Origin of the sequence: Streptomyces sp. NBRC 110035, assembly GCF_000829695.1 — a bacterium.
Lineage (GTDB): Bacteria > Actinomycetota > Actinomycetes > Streptomycetales > Streptomycetaceae > Streptomyces.
This window is the reverse complement of record NZ_BBNN01000065.1, coordinates 1-14973: the sequence shown is the minus strand read 5'-3', so window position 1 is coordinate 14973 and position 14973 is coordinate 1. Positions and strand designations below refer to the sequence as shown.

At 68.4% G+C, this 14973-nt stretch carries 12 protein-coding genes; 8 read left to right on the top strand and 4 right to left on the bottom strand.

From position 1 onward, the window contains the following. A partial coding sequence (locus TU30_RS32090) for an IS701 family transposase (protein ID WP_042176994.1) occupies positions 1–807 on the top strand: 807 nt, incomplete at its 5' end. Positions 808–902: 95 nt separating this feature from the next. Here the strand turns inward: TU30_RS32090 and TU30_RS32085 are convergent. Then, on the bottom strand, positions 903–1280 hold the full coding sequence (locus TU30_RS32085) for a hypothetical protein (RefSeq protein ID WP_042176992.1): 378 nt from the start codon (positions 1278–1280) through the stop codon (positions 903–905). A gap of 152 nt (positions 1281–1432) precedes the next feature. On the opposite strand from TU30_RS32085, the gene pglW reads away from it, so the two are divergent. Together pglW and pglX are read left to right on the top strand one after the other, a co-directional pair. Further along, entirely contained in the window at positions 1433–6148 is a 4716-nt protein-coding gene (gene pglW, locus TU30_RS32080) for a BREX system serine/threonine kinase PglW (protein ID WP_042176990.1), read from the top strand. After that, the gene (pglX, locus tag TU30_RS32075; protein WP_042176989.1) at positions 6145–9765 is read left to right on the top strand and encodes a BREX-2 system adenine-specific DNA-methyltransferase PglX; all 3621 of its coding nucleotides are present in this window, start codon (positions 6145–6147) and stop codon (positions 9763–9765) included. Before pglW ends, pglX begins: the two co-directional genes overlap by 4 nt. On the opposite strand, the gene TU30_RS32070 is transcribed toward pglX, so the two are convergent. Further along, complete coding sequence (locus TU30_RS32070) at positions 9692–10255, bottom strand: ATP-binding protein (protein WP_042176987.1); 564 nt, start codon at positions 10253–10255, stop codon at positions 9692–9694. The two genes, pglX and TU30_RS32070, sit on opposite strands and share 74 nt — an antisense overlap. A 201-nt stretch (positions 10256–10456) precedes the next feature. Here TU30_RS32070 and TU30_RS32065 point away from each other — a divergent pair, with 201 nt between their 5' ends. Both TU30_RS32065 and TU30_RS32060 read left to right on the top strand, forming a co-directional pair. After that, complete coding sequence (locus tag TU30_RS32065) at positions 10457–11287, top strand: helix-turn-helix transcriptional regulator (RefSeq protein ID WP_042176999.1); 831 nt, start codon at positions 10457–10459, stop codon at positions 11285–11287. Beyond that, positions 11284–11487, top strand: a complete 204-nt coding sequence (locus tag TU30_RS32060) for a DUF397 domain-containing protein (protein WP_042176985.1) — start codon at positions 11284–11286, stop codon at positions 11485–11487. The genes TU30_RS32065 and TU30_RS32060 overlap by 4 nt, the downstream gene beginning before the upstream one ends. Positions 11488–11618: 131 nt before the next feature. Here TU30_RS32060 and TU30_RS32055 read toward each other — a convergent pair whose 3' ends face one another. Both TU30_RS32055 and TU30_RS32050 read right to left on the bottom strand, forming a co-directional pair. Continuing rightward, entirely contained in the window at positions 11619–12164 is a 546-nt protein-coding gene (locus tag TU30_RS32055; protein ID WP_042176984.1) for a class IV adenylate cyclase, read from the bottom strand. A 192-nt stretch (positions 12165–12356) separates the two neighbouring features. Beyond that, the gene (locus TU30_RS32050) at positions 12357–13394 is read right to left on the bottom strand and encodes a radical SAM protein (protein WP_234308068.1); all 1038 of its coding nucleotides are present in this window, start codon (positions 13392–13394) and stop codon (positions 12357–12359) included. 197 nt (positions 13395–13591) lie between these two features. On the opposite strand from TU30_RS32050, the gene TU30_RS32045 reads away from it, so the two are divergent. The 3 genes from TU30_RS32045 to TU30_RS32035 are packed head-to-tail and all read left to right on the top strand — an operon-like array spanning position 13592 to position 14843. Beyond that, positions 13592–14011 (top strand): hypothetical protein, encoded by a 420-nt coding sequence (locus tag TU30_RS32045; protein ID WP_042176982.1) that lies wholly within the window; start codon positions 13592–13594, stop codon positions 14009–14011. Then, positions 13971–14426, top strand: coding sequence for a DUF6879 family protein (locus TU30_RS32040; RefSeq protein ID WP_199816932.1), 456 nt, complete (start codon positions 13971–13973; stop codon positions 14424–14426). Before TU30_RS32045 ends, TU30_RS32040 begins: the two co-directional genes overlap by 41 nt. 33 nt (positions 14427–14459) lie before the next feature. Continuing rightward, a complete protein-coding gene (locus TU30_RS32035; protein WP_042176980.1) occupies positions 14460–14843 on the top strand; it encodes a hypothetical protein in 384 nt (127 codons plus the stop codon). The last annotated feature ends 130 nt before the right edge of the window (positions 14844–14973 follow it).

Below are 14973 nucleotides of genomic sequence, written 5' to 3'. Positions count from 1 at the left end.
CGCTGCCGCTCGGCCGGCATCCCCGACACCCACACCTTCGCGACGAAACCCCAGCTCGCCGCCCGGATGATCGAACGCGCCCTGGACGCCGGGACCACCGCCGACTGGGTCACCGGCGACGAGGTCTACGGCAACAACACCCACCTGCGGACCACCCTGGAGCAACGCGGCCAGAACTACGTCCTCGCCGTCTCCTGCCGGCACCACATCACCACCGCTGCCGGAAAGATCCGCGCCGACCTCCTGGCCCGGCGGATCCCGAAACGGGCCTGGCAGAAGCTGTCCGCAGGAGCCGGAGCCAAGGGCCACCGTCACTACGACTGGGCCCTGGCCCATGTCACCGACGAGCGTCCCGGCCACCGGCACCTCCTCGTCCGCCGCAACCGCCGCACCGGCGAACTCGCCCACTACCTCTGCTACTCGACCCACCCGACCACCCTGCAGACCCTGGTGAGGACCGCGGGGCGCCGCTGGACGGTGGAGGAGACATTCCAATCGTCGAAGGGACTGGCCGGACTCGACGAACACCAGGTCAGACGCTGGACCTCCTGGCACCGTTGGGTCACCCTCGCCATGCTCGCCCACGCCTTCCTTGCTGTGGTGACCGCACTCGAACGTGACCAGCACCAGACAACCAGCGCACTGAGTCCGCTGACCCGCAACGAGATCCAGCACCTGTTCACCACGCTCGTCACCCATGCCGCCCACGACATGGCGCACCGGCTGGGCTGGTCGCAGTGGCGACGACGCCACCAAGCCCGGGCCAAGACCGCCCACTACCGGCGCCAAGACGCCCAGCCAGCATGAAGATCACGATCTACGGCTGGAGTACTAACCGCGAACCGCAGCTCCCGAACGCCGAAGGGGCAAGTTCAGGAGAAGGACAGCGACAGAAGGACGGCTCAGGAGGCGGACGGCTCGATCTCCCCCGCAAAGACGATGACCTGGTCGATGAGGCTCCGCCGCAGATGGACGACGTCCGTTCCCGCCAGGCGAGGGCCTCCATCCGGCGTGGTGAAGACCCACTGGTACCGGGCCCATTCGTCAGGCATGTCCACCGCTGAGCAGCGCACCATCGTGCCGGTCCCCGCCGGGTGGCGCCGGATGTCCAGCACGAACCGCTCGATCTCCGCGATTCCTTCGCTGCGGCCCAACGGTCCCCAGAAGACCACGTCCGAGGTCAGGGCCTGGGAGAGCAGGGCAGTCACATAGCTGTCGTCCGAGGCGTTGAACGCGGAGATGAACGTGTCGATCGCGGAGCGTGCGGTCTCTTCCTGCATGCCCCAGTAATACCAGCCGTTTCGCGTGCGCTCGTCCCACGAGCCGTCTTCCGATCACGGTGAACCATCCCGGTCACAGCACTAGGATCGGCCCGAGGACCCGACCATGGGGAACGTCGGCCCTCGAAGGACACGAGGAGCGGGGAACAGGCATGCGGGAAGGCCGGTGGGCCACGGTCACCGAGTCCGAGTTCGAGCACGAACGCCGCGGCCTGGAGGCGATCCGCCGCAAGCTGCCGGACGCCGACCCATGGCGGGCCTGGTCGAACTTCACCTTCACCGCCAACACCGGCCACGTCCGCGAGGTCGACCTGCTGGTCGTTACCCCCGGCGGCGTCTGCATGATCGAGCTGAAGGACTGGCACGGCTCGGTCACCTCCGAGAACGGCACCTGGGTCCAGACCACCCCCGGCGGGCACCGCCGCACCCACGGCAACCCGCTGCACCTGGTCAACCGCAAGGCCAAGGAGCTGGCCGGCCTGCTCGCACTGCCCGGCGGCAGGCGGGTCTGGGTCGCCGAGGCCGTCTGCTTCACCGACAACGGGCTGCGTGTCCGGCTGCCCGCCCACGACCAGAACGGCGTCCACACCGTCGACGAGCTGGTCGAGATGCTCGGGCAGCCCCCGCCCGACGAGCGCCGCCGCGTCACCGCGATCGGCTCCCGCGAGATCGCGGGAGCCCTGAAGCGGCTCGGCATCCGCAGGAGCGACGCCCAGTACAAGGTCGGCCCCTACGAGCTGGAGCGGAAGTCCTTCGACTCCGGGCCCACCTGGGCGGACTACCTGGCCCGCCACAGCGACCTGCCCGAGGCCGCCCGCGTGCGGATCTACCTCAGCGAGCGCGGCTCCGAGGCCTCCCTGCGCCAGTCCGTCGAGAACGCCGCCCGGCGCGAGGCCGCCGTCCTCGGCCGTTTCAAGCACCCCGGCGCCGTCCAGCTCAAGCAGTACTTCCCCTCCGGCCACGCCGCCGGACCCGCGCTGATCTTCGACTACCACCCGGACACCCTGAAGCTGGACGAGTACCTGGTCCAGTACGGCGGGAAGCTGGACATCCTCGGCCGGATGGCGCTGGTGCGCCAGCTCGCCGAGACCATCCGCTCCGCGCACGCCAGCCGCATCCACCACCGGGCGCTCGCCGCCCGCTCGGTACTCGTCGTCCCCCGGCCGCGCGGCGGGAAGGGCCGGGCGGTGGGGGAGGAGGCCGCCTGGCTCACCCCGCACCTCCAGATCTCCGACTGGCAGATCGCCACCCAGCGCAGCGGCGACTCCTCCCAGGGCCGGGGCATGACCCGCTTCGCGCCGACCGCCCTGTCCGCGACGCACCTGGGCGAGGACGCCGACGCCTACCTCGCCCCCGAACTCACCGCCCTCAGCCCCGACCCGGTCCACCTCGACGTGTACGGGCTCGGCGTCCTCACCTACCTGCTGGCCACCGGCAAGGCCCCTGCCGCCAGCCAGGCCGAGCTGCTGGCCCGCCTGGAGGCGGGGGAGGGACTGCGCCCCAGCTCCCTGGTGGACGGCCTGTCGGAGGACGTGGACTTCCTGGTCCAGGCCGCCACCGCCTACCGGCCGGGCCAGCGCCTGTCCAGCGTGGACGAGTTCCTGGAGCTGCTGGAACTCGTCGAGGACTCCCTCACCGCCCCGGCCCCGGCGGCCACCGCTCCGCAGGGGGCGGCCGACGAGGACGACGGGACCGCCGCCGACAAGGACCCGCTGGAGGCCGTCGCCGGTGACGTGTTCGCCGGCCGGTGGGAGATCCGCCGCCGCCTCGGTACCGGATCCACCAGCCGCGCCTTCCTCGTCCGCGACCTCCAGGCCGAAACCCGCAGGACCCGCCCGCTCGCCGTGCTGAAGGTCGCCCTCTCCGACAGCCGCAGCGAGATCCTCGCCCGCGAGGCCGAGGCCATGGGACGCCTGCGCCCCCACTCCGGCATCATCCGCCTCGTCGAACCCGAGCCGCTGCACATCGCCGGCCGCACCGTCCTGGCACTGGAGTACGTCGGCGACGAACGCGACGACGACGCCCAGGGCGCGGCCCGTCCCCGCCGCCGCGAGGAGACCGTCGCCCGCCAGCTCCGCGAGCACGGCCGCCTCCCGGTCGACCAGCTGGAGGCGTACGGCGACTACCTCTTCGGAGCCGTCGACTTCCTGGAGGGCGAAGGCGTCTGGCACCGCGACATCAAGCCGGACAACATCGCCGTCCGCATCCGCCCCAACCGCACCCGCGAGCTGGTCCTCATCGATTTCTCGCTGGCCGGCTACCCGGCGAAGAGCACCGGCGCGGGCACCGACGGCTACCTCGACCCCTTCGTCGACGTCATCACCCGCGGCTCCTACGACTCGCACGCCGAGCGGTACGCCGTCGCCGTCACCCTGCACCAGATGGCCTCCGGCGAGCTGCCCAAGTGGGGCGACGGCAGTGTCCTGCCCCGCATGACCGACCCGAAGGAGTGGCCGCACCCCACCATCGCGGCCGAGGCCTTCGACCCGGCCGTACGGGACGGTCTCGTCGCCTTCTTCCAGCAGGCCCTGCACCGCGACGCCGGCAGGCGCTTCCCCGAGCTGAAACCGATGCGGGACGCCTGGCGCAAGGTCTTCCTCGACGCCTCCCAGACCGTCCCCTCCAGCCACCGTTCCCGCCCTTCGACCCCCGCGACCACGGCGGAGGGGACACCCGCCGAGGGCACCGCCGCGGCGACGATCGCGGACGCCGAGCCGGAGACCGCCGAGCAGCAGCGAGACCGCCTTGCCGCCGAGGTCACCCGCGACACCCCGCTGACCGTCTCCGGCCTCACGCCCGCCGCCCAGTCCTTCCTCTACGGCCTCGGCATCACCACGGTCGGCGAACTGCTCGACTACAGCCGCCGCAAGCTCGTCAACGCCCCCGGCCTGGGCGCCAAGACCCGCAACGAGGTCCAGCAGCGGCAGCGCGAGTGGGGCGAGCGGCTGAGCGAGATCCCCGTCTCGCCGCTGACGGCGAAGGGGCGGGCGGAGGCGAAGGAGGAGCTGGAGCAGCTCACGGCCGCCGAGTCGGCCCTCGCCGGCGAACTCGCCACGGGTGCCTCGGCGGGCGCGCTGTCCGCCCGCACCCTGCGCTCGGTCAGCCTCGACACCCTCGCCACCGTCCTCGTACCGGCCGTCAACAACAACGGCTCCAACCGCAACAAGGCGGAGATGGTGCGGCTGCTGCTGCGCCTGCCCGACGAGCACGGGGTCCTGCCCGGCATCGGCGTCTGGCCGAAGCAGAAGGACGTCGCGGAGGCTCTGGGGCTGAGCCACGGCCGTATCCCGCAGATACTCAGGGACGAGCGCAAGCGCTGGAAGGCGGAGCCCGCCGTCCAGGCCCTGCGCGAGGAGATCATCGACCTCCTGGCCGACATGGGCCGCGTCGCCTCGGCCGTGGAGATCGCGGACGCCCTGGCGGTCCGGCGCGGTACGCACCTCGCGGGGCGCGAGCAGCGGCGCGCGCTGGCGCTGGCGGCGGTGCGGGCCGTCGTCGAGGTCGAGCAACTGCTCCCGCAGGAGGCCGAGTTCCTGCACCAGCCGAACCGCAAGGCGACGGACGAGTCCCTGGGCGCCGGCCTGCTCGCTCTCGACGTCCGGGAGAACGACGGCCCCGACACCCCGACCGCACCCGGCCTGCTGGAGTACGCGACCAGCCTCGGCAAGAGGGCCGACCGGCTCACCAGACTGGACACCCTGCCGACGGCCGCGACCGTCCTGGCCGAGCTGGGCGCGCTCACGGTGCCGCCGGGTGCGGTGGACTGGGACGAGCGGCGCATGGTGGAGCTGGCGGCGGCGGCCTCCGTGAACGCCGCCGCCACGCCACGCCTGGAGATCTACCCGCGCGACCTGCCGCTGGTCCGGGCGCTGCGTCTCACGCAGGCCGGGCTCGTCCGCCGGATCCAGGGCCTGCCGGAAGGACTGCAGCCCGGCCTGACGAGTGAGGCCGTGCACGAGCGGGTCCGTGCCCGCTTCCCGGAGATGGTCGTCCCCGACGGGCGCGGCGGCACGACCCACGACCTGCCGACGGGCGGCCCGCTCACCAAGGCGTTGCGCGACGCCGGCTTCGAACTGTCGCTCGGCATGCACGAACGCGACGGCGTGCTGCGCTACCTGTCGACCCGGGTCGACGACGCGTCGAGCTACCTCACGACGGGCGCGTGGCGGCGGTCGACGCGGACGGGCGCGGTGACGCGGTACGCGGACGACCCACAGCTCGCGGGCGCGGTCCGCGCGGAGGAACGGCTCCTCGCCTCGGCCCGCCGGGACGGGTACCGGGTGCTGACCGTACGGCAGCAACTGGTGCGGGACGCGGTACGGGAGCTGGGCGCGGAGCGGCTGGGCACGGACGCGGTGTCGGTGACGGAGCTGTTCCTGGAGGCCCTGCACGCGCAGGTCACGCCGGGCACCAAGCCCACCTGGGAGACCCTGCTCAAGGCGGACGCCGCCGAGCCGGGCTCGAAGGGCGCGGTGCGGTTCGCGGAGTACGCGCGAACGGCGTGGGGCGCGGTGGAACCCCGGATCGCGGAGCTGCTGGGTAACGGTGGCGGTGGCGGGGCAGCTCCTGCCGGTGCTGCCGGTCCTGTGCTGCTGACGGAGGCCGGGGTGTTCGCGCGCTACGACGCGATGGGTGTCCTGGACCGGCTGGCGTCGGCGGCCCGGCGGGGCGGGCGGGGGCTGTGGCTCCTGGTCCCGCAGAGCGACCCCTCACGCGAGCCCCGGCTCGGGCAGGTGGCCGTGCCCTACCAGGCCGGCCTGGGGGAGTGGATCCAGCTTCCGGACACGTGGGTGGGCAACGCCCATCGCGGATCCGGCGAGGGTATGGCAGTCGCACGTGCCAGTGGTGTCGAGGGAGACGTCGAGTGATCGACCGCAAGGCTCTGTTGAACGACCTGAAGCAGCAGGTCAAGGCGGTCGAGGCCGACCTCGGACGACAGGTGGGGGCGCTGGGGGACGTCGGCGCGCGGCTGCGGGCCGAGTACGACCAGGCGCGCAAGCTCGGGCGTACGGCGGCGACGTGGACCTCGTGGCTGGACGAGCGGGTCACGCAGGTCGCGGTGGCGTGGGTGCTGGGGTCCGTCTTCGTGCGGTTCTGCGAGGACAACCGGCTGATCCCGGAGCCGTACCTGACGGGACCGGACGGCGACCGGCGCGAGCTGGCGGAGTCCCGGTACGACGCGTACGTGGAGTCGGATGATGATCCGACGTACCGGGGGTGGCTGGAGAAGGCGTTCGAGGAGCTGGGACAGGGGCAGGCGGGGCGGCTGCTCTTCGACAAGCGGCACAACCCGCTGTACCAGGTTCCGCTGTCGCACGACGGGGCGCGGGAGCTGGTCGAGTTCTGGCGGGGGAGGGACGAGGCGGGCGCCCTCGTCCACGACTTCACCGACCCGCTGAACGAGGACGGTACGGAGGGCTGGGACACGCGGTTCCTGGGCGACCTGTACCAGGACCTGAGCGAGGCCGCACGGAAGACGTACGCGCTGCTCCAGACACCGGAGTTCGTGGAGGAGTTCATCCTCGACCGAACGATGAACCCGGCGGTGCGGGAGTTCGGGTACGAGGAACTGAAGATGATCGACCCCACGTGCGGGTCGGGGCACTTTGTGCTGGGGGCGTTCCGGCGGCTGGTGCGGCTGTGGGGGGAGGGGCAGCCGGGGCGGGAGGTGCACGAGCGGGTGCGGTCTGCACTGGACTCGGTGCACGGGGTGGACATCAACCCGTTCGCAGTGGCTGTTGCTCGGTTCCGGTTGCTGATTGCGGCTATGGCGGCGGGTGGGGTGCGGTCGCTGGGGGAGGCGGCGAAGTACGAGTGGCCAGTTCATCTGGCGGTGGGGGACTCACTGATCAAGTCCCGTCGCTCTCAGCAGGGCAACCTGTTCGGCGGGGTGGACGAAGATTTCGTGGATGAGTTGGCGGAGTTTAAGTACGCCACGGAGGACAGTCAGGATTACCCAAATATCTTGAGGCCGGGACGGTATCACGTGGTCGTGGGGAACCCGCCCTACATCACGGTCAAGGACAAGAAGCTTAACGAGCTGTATCGCGATCTCTATCCGGCGTGCGCGGGCGTGTACGCGCTCTCGGTTCCGTTCGCCCAGCGGTTCTTCGAATTGGCCAAGCGCGGGGATACCGAGGGGCGAGGGTACGGCATGGTCGGGCAAATCACTGCCAACTCCTTCATGAAGCGCGAGTTTGGGACGAAGCTCATTGAGGGGTACTTCGGGCACGCAGTAGAGCTGACCGAGGTCGTCGATACGTCGGGTGCCTACATTCCGGGTCACGGGACGCCTACGGTCATCCTGGTTGGTAAGCAGCGAGGCGGAACAGGGCGTTCACCGGTCATTCGGACTGTCCGAAGCGTGCAGGGCGAGCCTGCTGCGCCAGAGAACGCAGAAGAGGGTCTGGTCTGGCAAGCCATCGTCGAACAGATCGACAAGCCGGGCTCGGTGAGCCAGTGGGTTTCTGTAGACGATCTGGATCGAGCGCGATATTTCGCCAAAAAGCCCTGGATCTTGACTGACGGTGGACTCGAGTTGGTGGAAGCGCTGGCGACGGCTCGCGTGTCAACGCTCAAGTCCTATATTGTCCGTATCGGATTCTATGGGGATACCCACGCGGACGATGCGTTGATTATGCCTGCTCGGATGTTGAGGAATCACGGTGCTGAGCCGGATTTCGTCAAGCGGATCGGTGTCGGAGACGAAGTCCGCGACTACGAGATCGCTGGCGGCAACTCCGTGATTCATCCATACGATTCAAGGCGTTCCGTTACTCCCCTGACCTCAATGCCCAAAATTGCTCGCCTGCTGTGGCCGAGCAGGACCGAGTTGGGTAACCGGTCGACGTTCTCTGGAGGAACCTACTTCAGAGACGGTCGATCGTGGTGGGAGTGGCACCAGCTTCCGAAGGACATAAATGCGCATCCGTGGTCGCTGAATTTCGCGTTCGTCGCCACACATAATCACGTGGTGTTGGACCGTAGTGGATGTGCCTTTACCAGGACTGCGCCGGTAATCAAATTGCGGGAGGGGGCGAGTGAAGAGGAACATCTGCGGTTGCTTGGGGTGCTCAACAGCTCTACGGCTGGATTCTGGCTCAAGCAGGTGAGTCAGGGTAAGGGTGGCAGTGGCCTTGGGCGTGGAATTCAGAGCGAAGCATGGGAGGAACGTTATGAGTTCACTGGCGCCAACCTTGAAAACTTCCCCATTCCGGCCTCTTATCCCACCTCCCTTGCCGCTGCCCTTGCCGCCCTCGCCCAGCAACTCGCCTCCACCAGCCCCGAAGCGGTGGCAGCCAAGTCCACTGCCACAGTCCTCCGCGAAGCCAAGGCTTGCTGGGAGTCCACTCGCTCTCGCATGATCGCCCTCCAAGAGGAACTGGACTGGCAGGTCTATTCCCTCTACAACCTCCACTCCGAAGACCTCCGCGTTTCCGAGGACCCCGACGACTTCAGCATCCCCGAACTCGCCCTCGGCGAGCGCGCCTTCGAGATCGTCCTTGCTCGCCGCGTCGCCGCAGGCGAGGCCAGCGGCGAGTGGTTCAAGCGGCACAACTCCACCCCGATCACGGAGATTCCGGCCCACTGGCCCACCCCCTACCGCGAGGTCGTCCAGAAGCGCATCGACGCCATCGAGTCGAACCGTGCCATCGGCATGGTCGAGCGCCCCGAGTACAAGCGCCGCTGGGCCAGCGAGGGTTGGGACGCGCTTCAGGAGAAGGCCCTGCGGTCCTGGCTGCTCGACCGGATGGAGAACCGGGACCACTGGTTTGACGAGAATGGCCAGCCCACCATCCTTACCCTCGCCCGCCTCACCGACGCCCTCTCCCGCGACGAGGACTTCGTCTCCGTCGCGAAGCTCTACGCGCCCCACAAGGAACTTGCGAAGATCGTCGCCGAGCTGATCACCGACGAGCATGTTCCGTTCCTCTCCTCCCTGCGTTACAAGCCCTCCGGCCTGAAGAAGCGAGCCGACTGGGAAGAGGTATGGGACCTCCAGCGCACGGAGGACGCCGCGCCGGACGAGCCCGCGAAGCGGAAGATCCGGGACTCCATCCCCGTGCCGCCGAAGTACACCTCGGCCGACTTCCTCCGCCCGTCCTACTGGAGGGCGCGCGGCAAGCTTGACGTGCCCAAGGAGCGGTTCATTTCCTATGGACAGACCAATGCCGCCACCCCCGAGCTGTACGGGTGGGCCGGTTGGAACCACAAGGAGCAGGCGCAGGCGTTGGCGACGTACTTCACCAACACCGCGCTGTCCACCGAGGAGATCACCCCGTTCCTCGCCGGCCTGCTGGAACTCCAGCCGTGGCTGTCCCAGTGGCACAACGAGTTCGACATGCTCTACAGCGGCTCCCCGGCGGACTTCTTCGCCGGTTACCGCCAGCAGAAGCAGGGCGAGCACGGGCTCACCGACGACGACCTCCGCGGCTGGCGTCCTCCGGCTGCGACTCGAGGTCGTCGCGCAGCAGCGAAGCAGTAGTCAGGAGTAGACCGAGGTCTGTCGGTTCAAGGGCCACCCGGTCCGTGAGCGGGTGGCCCTTGGCCTGCGCGTGCAGCTCCGCCCACACGGTCTTGCCCGGGGCTGCTGGGCGAGGGTTGACGCCCCAGTCGTCCGCGAGGGCGGCGACGAGGAGCAGCCCCCGGCCGGACTCGGACAGAGAGTTGGTCGCCGCCTGGGGACTGGCCGGAGGTCGTTTCTCGGCGCGGGTGTCGGTCACCTCGATGCGGACGACGTCCTCGGTCAGGGTGAGCTGCACGTGGAAGTCCCGGCCGGGGACGTGGCCGTGGCGTACGGCGTTGGCGGTGAGTTCCGCCGTGATGAGGGTGACTGTCTCGTTGACCGGGGTCGTGTACGGGTGGCCCCAGTCGTCCAGGCGGTGGGAGACGAGTCGGCGGGCGAGGCGGGCGCCGCGCGGCGTCGAGGTGAAGCACATGGTGAACTCGCGTTCGAGTGCAGAGTGCTGTGACATATGCCCGTTCGGGGGAGTTGCTGACTTCATAGGGTCAACGGTTGCGGACACTGCGTAGCGTTGAATAGGAGCGACGCCCTGACGGGTGCGGGCTGTATACGTCGTTGGCGCGCTTGTACGTGATCTTGGGCGTGACCGGTTCGCGGGCCGTGTGTTGGGCGGGCGGAGGCCGGTGACATGGTTCTACGGGAGGTCCGCGGCATGGGCGACGAGGTTCAGCAGCCGGAGTACGAGGTAGGGACGGGCATGCTGTGCGTCTTCGGGCGGCAGTTGAAGCTGTTCCGGGAACGGGCGGGGCTGGACCGCGCGAAGCTCGGTTCGCTGACGGGGTACTCGGCCTCGACGATCGCGTCGTTCGAGCAGGGGAGACGTATTCCGCCGCCGAAGTTCATCGACCAGGTGGATGAGGTGCTGGAGGCGGGTGGGGTGTTGAGCGCGAGCAAGGAGGAGGTGGCTCGGGCTCAGTATCCGGCGTTCTTCCGGGACGCCGCCAAGCTGGAGGCCGAGGCGGTCGAGCTGCATGTGTATGACTCTCAGCTGGTCAACGGTCTTCTGCAGACAGAGGAGTACGTGCGAGCGGTGTTCGCCATGTGGCAGCCGCTGTTGGACGAAGCGCTCATCGAGCAGCGGGTAGTCGCACGACTGTCGAGGCAGGAGATCTTCTCCCGACGTCCGGCGCCCCACTTGAGCTTTGTGATCGAGGAAGCTGTCCTGCTCCGGCCTCTCGGCGGACAGGCTGTCTGGCGAGGGCAGTTGGAGCACCTCATGCTGATCGCGGAGAAGCGCAACGTGGTGGTCCAGGTGATGCCATTGTCTCATCAGGAACATGCAGGACTGGCTGGCCCGTTCACCTTGATGGAGGTAAAGGATGGGCGCAGGATCGCGTACACGGAGGTACAAGGCGACAGTCGTGTGCACACCGAGCGTCAGAGGGTACGGCAGCTTGAGCGTACGTACGGGATCCTTCGCGCCCAGGCACACACTCCGACAGAATCGTTGGCGTTGATCGAACGAATCCTGGGAGAGAGATGAGCGGGGAAAAGGCGGGGCCGGACATCAATGCCCTGGCATGGTTCAAGAGCAGTCACAGCGCTGGTGACGGGGGCCAGTGCGTTGAGGTCGCGGCTGGGAGAAGCGCGGTTCACATCCGCGACTCGAAGGACACAACCCGTGCCGCCCTCGCCGTAGAACCCACGGCGTGGACTGCGTTCGTCGAGTTCGCGGTACTCTGACGGGACAGGGCCCTCGGCGGGCGAGTGCTTGCCGAGGGCTTTGTGCGCAGGTGAAAGCCTCCACCTGCTCTGAGTGGTGAGGTCGGAAGTCAGGCCGCTGCCGCGGGCACACCGCCGAGGTGCCGGCCGGATCAGGCGAAGAGGAGCGTGGGCTCCGCGAGGATGTCACGCCCCGCTTCGCTCTTGTAGATCAGGTCGATGCTGCCGAAGCGGGCCTGGTCGTAGTTCAGGCCGAGTCCCGCCACCGCCTCCTTCACGGCAGCCTCGGAAGAGCCTTCGATCTCCAGGAAGGTGGGGAGGTCCGGCCAGGTGTCGAAGTCGTAGGTGACACCGTCCAGGTGCCATTCCTCGCGGTAGTTCTGCTGGTGGCGGACCTGCCGCAGGCCGAGCGCCGCGAGGAGTTCCGCGGTCCTGGCCAGGTCGTCGACCTCGATCTCGATCTCGGTGGTCCCGTGGATGTGCGTCGCGTCGGTGACCTGCTTCAGGGTGAGCGTCGTCCTGCCGCCCTCGTCGCGCAACCGCAGCCACTGCTCGCCCTGCACGGCGTCGTTCTCGAAGATCAGACGCGTGAACATGGTTCTAGGGAAGACCTGTTGCGCCCCGGCAGTGTGCAGAGCGTCGAGGGTGGCCTCCACGTCGATCTCCAGGAACTTCGCTTCGTATTCGTTCTGCGCCATGGTTCTCCTTGTCATGTGACGGTCTGAGCGGTCAGGGTGTGGAACTCCTGCTCGCGCATCGTGCTGACCCCCCTGCACACGGCGCCGTCCAGGAACTCGTCGATGGGCAGACAGAGGTCCATGCGCTGGATGCAGACGCCTACGTGGAAGGTTCCCCTGGGGGCGCGGTAGAGACGGACCCCGTAGTAACCCTCATGGCAGTCGGTCGTGTTGTTGAAGCGGCAGCTCGCGCAGGTCTCGGGCAGGCGCAGGGGGCCAAATGTGCTTGACCTTGATCACGCGTCCGCCGGGCAGGGTGTAGGAGATGCGGAATCCGGAGCTTCCAGCGATGACGTGGACTTCCCGAGGCACCGCGCCGAGGCCGCCGAGAAGCTCGTCGATGGCGTCCAGTGACTTGTCCCCGTCGGCCAGCGACGACAGGATCCTCAACGACATCTGCGGAGAGTACCGGTCCAGGAGCCGGTGGACGCGCTCGATGTGGCTGTGGTCCGGGACGACCACGTTCGCGCTCACGCCGACTCCCTCGTCGGTCGCCACCTGGATCGATCGCTCCAGCGCCTCGATCTTCCGCGCCGCCAGGGAAGCCGCCCGGAACCGGACGTTCTGCACCTGCGCCAGCTCCTCGGGCGTGGTGCCGAAGATCGAGAAGTTGACGCGGCCCAGGCCCGCCTTCGCGCACGCGGGGAGGACTCCGGCGCCGTTCTCACCGTTGGAGGTGACGCCCACCTCGTATCCCTCCTCCCTGGCCACGGCGACGATCGCCGCGAGCTTGGGGTGCAGGGTCGGTTCCCCTCCCGTGAGGCGAACCTCCCCGAAGCCCAGGGCGTCACGCAGCCTCGCCAAGGCGGCGCGAAAGGCGGCATCGGGGAACACGGGAGCTGCCACGAAGCGCGCTCCGTTGGTCGCCAGGTAGAGGGAGACCCGTCCCGACCGGCCGACAGCGCCGAATTCGCCGGCGGCCCGAGCGTGGTTGTCGCCGCTGACGGGTGTGCCTTCGTTGTGGCAGAAGGTGCAGGTCATTCCGCAGGCATCGATGACCTTGACCCGGAGTGTGCGGTCCTTCGTGACCCGGACCAGAGTCTGGTTGCCGACACTTCTCCATGCTCGGTGCTTGAACACGATGTACGGCTCCGTCCTCGGGGTGGCGTCGATGCTGTCCGCGATCGGATGCGGGTCGAGGGGCAGGTTGTCGACGGCTGGAGCCCTGCGTCTGTCGGTCACGATGGTCACAGCGCATCTCTCTCGGTACCGGAACGCGCGGCGGCTGCGTCGGTTGTTCGGGTACGGAGACGAACGTAGAGCAGTCGTCACCCAGGTCCCCAGGAGATTGCGCGAGTTTGCGGCAACTCGATTGACGGCCCGGAACGGCCCGCAGACCATCGTCGTGTCGCGCAAACCTGAGCAAGGCAGCAGGCAGGGGAACGACCATGAAGCTGCGGTTCCTCGGTAAGAACTCCACGGTCGGTGACTGCCCGACCCTGTACGCCACAGACCGGGACACCTACCTTGTCCAGGGCTGGAAGGTCTTCGCGAACGACCTGTTGACGCAGCTTGAGATCCCGGAGGGGGAGACGGCGCTGGAGGTCCCCACAGAGCTGTTCGAGCACCTCGTGGAGGACGGCCTGCCGGCCGGGGAGGTCAGGCGCATCGTGGATCCGATCATGATCCTCACGCCGGGCGGTACGTTCGTCGTCCAGGGCCGGGAGGTCACCGACATCGAGGCCCTGGCCCAGATGGAGATTCCGGACTACGAGACCGTGGTCGAGGTCCCCAAGCCTGCGATCACCGCCCTACTGGAGGAACCGCATGGAGCTGATCTCCAGCGCCGAGCGCAACCAGCTCTTTGAAGGCTTCGCACAGGACGCATTCCATCTGGAGCTGAGGGACGACTACTCCGTCCCCGACGAGGGCAGTCCCTTCACGAGCTGGCTCCGCGGCGAGCGCGTCGACTACTCCTACATGGAACCGTGGACGCAACTCATCAGGCGCGTCACCGGGGAAGGGAAGACAGTCCGACGCGTCCGCGTGGTCACCGAGCCCCACACCCCCTACATCCGGTGGGAGCACGCCACCACCGGCCTCAACGAGGAGGCCGGCGAGAAGATCCGCTGGCTGCCCCGACACCACCTGCCCGAGGGCGTCACATTTCCCGTGCAGGGAAACGACTGGTGGCTGTACGACAACCGCCTCCTCGCAGTCGGACACTTCGACTCGGACCCTCTCTGTCAGCCTTGGGTGAGACGTCCCGCTTCGTCGGGTTAGCCTGAGAGGGCACGACAGGAGAACCACCCCCTCATGACCAGCACCAACCCCGCCGGACCCGATCCGGCTGCCCGGCCGAAGCGCCGGACCTTCAGTCCCGAGTACAAGCTGCGGATCGTGGCCGAGTACGACTCCGCGCCCAAGAACGAGAAGGGCGCGATCCTGCGCCGCGAGCGCCTGTACCACTCGCACGTCAAGGAATGGCGGGCCGCGCGGGATGCCGGGGCCCTGGAGAAGCTGGTCGACAAGCGCACCAGTCCGGCGAGGCCGAAGAAGTCCGCCGCCGAGGCGGAGAACGAGAAGCTGCGCCGCCAGGTGGAGCGGCTGGAGAAGGAACTGGCCCGGAACAAGGCCGCGCTGGAAGTCATGGGAAAAGCTTCCGCGCTCTTGGAAATGATCTCCGAGAGCGCGGACTGATCGCTGCCGCCGAACCGGTGGCCGACGACGCGTTCACCGGCGTCGAGGGCGAGCTCGGTATCACGGCGGCCTGCCGGCTGACCGGCCGCTCCCGGGCCACCCACTACCGTCGGCTGCGGCCCCCACCGGA

Coding starts and splice junctions, on each gene's coding strand:
- TU30_RS32055 (WP_042176984.1), bottom strand. CDS start 12,164: ATGGCGCAGAACGAATACGAAGCGAAGTTCCTGGAGATCGACGTGGAG.
- TU30_RS32085 (WP_042176992.1), bottom strand. CDS start 1,280: ATGCAGGAAGAGACCGCACGCTCCGCGATCGACACGTTCATCTCCGCG.
- TU30_RS32065 (WP_042176999.1), top strand. CDS start 10,457: ATGGGCGACGAGGTTCAGCAGCCGGAGTACGAGGTAGGGACGGGCATG.
- TU30_RS32035 (WP_042176980.1), top strand. CDS start 14,460: ATGACCAGCACCAACCCCGCCGGACCCGATCCGGCTGCCCGGCCGAAG.
- TU30_RS32060 (WP_042176985.1), top strand. CDS start 11,284: ATGAGCGGGGAAAAGGCGGGGCCGGACATCAATGCCCTGGCATGGTTC.
- TU30_RS32040 (WP_199816932.1), top strand. CDS start 13,971: ATGGAGCTGATCTCCAGCGCCGAGCGCAACCAGCTCTTTGAAGGCTTC.
- TU30_RS32070 (WP_042176987.1), bottom strand. CDS start 10,255: ATGTCACAGCACTCTGCACTCGAACGCGAGTTCACCATGTGCTTCACC.
- TU30_RS32045 (WP_042176982.1), top strand. CDS start 13,592: ATGAAGCTGCGGTTCCTCGGTAAGAACTCCACGGTCGGTGACTGCCCG.
- pglW (WP_042176990.1), top strand. CDS start 1,433: ATGCGGGAAGGCCGGTGGGCCACGGTCACCGAGTCCGAGTTCGAGCAC.